Here is a 1309-nt window from a genome sequence, read left to right as displayed (position 1 = left end):
TCACCGGGCCGGCCGTGCGCTCGACCGGCTGCAGCGCGCGCACGTGGATGTAGCGCGGGCAGTTGCCGAACGATTGCGCGACGTCGACCGCGAATCCGGCCTCTCCGCGTATCGCGACGATGCCATTCAGCCGGTTGCGCCGGCGCGTGGCCAGGTCGATGCCGAGCATGCCCACGTTCGAGCCGGCCACCAGCCGCGCACGCACGGGATCGCCGGGCGATGGCAGCGCGGCCACGTCGAGGCGCGCCGGATCGGGCGAGCTGGCGAAGCCCGGCGGCCCCTGCACAAGAGTCGCCAGCGGCCAGCCTTCGTCGTCCGCGACGGCCAGGGCCACGAACGGCAGCAGCGGAAAAAAGGTCCGGTGCTGGTCCGGCATGCGGTTGCGGATCGGCGCGTTGAACGGGTCGACGCCGGCCAGCGCCTGCGCGATCAACTCGCCTTTGTGGAACGGCATCGGGATACGGTCGCCATCCATGATCGCCTCACTCCCCCGGCATCGCGACGAAGCCCGGCAGCGCCTCCACGCGGGCGATCCACGCGCACACCCGCGGGTACGGATCGAGCGCGATGCCGCCTTCCGGTGCGTGCGCGATATAGCTGTAGCAAGCGACGTCCGCGATCGTGGGCGCGGTGCCGGCGAGCCACTCGCGCGTGGCCAGCTCGCCTTCCATCAGGCCCAGCACGCGGGCGGCCAGCGCCTGCGACAGCGGCGCCGGCACGCCGGTGTCGTAGAACCGGGCCGACACGCGCGCGGCGGCCGGGCCGAACATGATCTCGCCCGCCGCCTGCGACAGCCAGCGCTGCACGCGGGCGGCGCCGACAGGGTCTTCCGGCAGCCAGGCGCTGCCCGGCGCGTAGCGCTTCGCGAGGTAGACGAGGATGGCGTTGCTGTCGGCCAGCACCACGTCGCCGTCCTGCAGCACCGGGATCTGGCCCAGAGGATTCAGCGCGCGGAACGCGGGCGACTTGCGCACGTCGGCCGGGCTGTCGGCGAAGTCGTAGGTCAGGTCGAGCAGGTGCAGGAACAGCCGGGCGCGGTGCGTGTGGCCGGACAGGGGGGTGCCGTGGAGGATGCGGGTCATGGTCGTCTCTGTGGTCGTTGTCGGTCCCTGCATCGTAGCGCCGGACCATTCACGCCGGAATCCGGCATAATGACAATTCAGCATTCCGACTTTTGCAATAATCATGGACCGACTCGACGAGCTGCACGTGTTCCTCGCCATCCTCGACGCGGGCAGCATGGCGTCCGCCGCGCGCAAGCTGGGCCGCTCGCCGGCGGCCGTCACGCGCATCCTGGGGACGCTGGAAA

3 protein-coding genes are annotated in these 1309 nt (G+C 71.0%); 1 reads left to right on the top strand and 2 read right to left on the bottom strand.

Features of this window, described 5'->3' with window-relative positions; translation table 11 throughout:
- Positions 1-475 (bottom strand): pyridoxamine 5'-phosphate oxidase family protein (locus tag ACEN88_RS32025; protein WP_413346224.1); only part of this gene is annotated, 475 nt, incomplete at its 3' end.
- Between the two features lie 7 nt (positions 476-482).
- Positions 483-1082 carry a glutathione S-transferase family protein gene (locus ACEN88_RS32020; protein ID WP_413346223.1) on the bottom strand — a complete coding sequence of 200 codons (600 nt, stop codon included), beginning with the start codon at positions 1080-1082 and terminating at the stop codon, positions 483-485.
- A 103-nt stretch (positions 1083-1185) separates the two neighbouring features.
- Between ACEN88_RS32020 and ACEN88_RS32015 the strand changes: the two genes are divergently transcribed.
- The coding region (locus tag ACEN88_RS32015) for a helix-turn-helix domain-containing protein (protein ID WP_413346225.1) at positions 1186-1309 on the top strand (124 nt) is incomplete at its 3' end.

The organism is Massilia sp. CT11-108 (assembly GCF_047302915.1).
GTDB lineage: Bacteria > Pseudomonadota > Gammaproteobacteria > Burkholderiales > Burkholderiaceae_D > Telluria > Telluria orientalis.
The sequence above is the reverse complement of the archived record's forward strand: the minus strand, read 5'-3'. Positions and strand labels throughout refer to the sequence as shown.

Coding starts and splice junctions, on each gene's coding strand:
- ACEN88_RS32020 (WP_413346223.1), bottom strand. CDS start 1,082: ATGACCCGCATCCTCCACGGCACCCCCCTGTCCGGCCACACGCACCGC.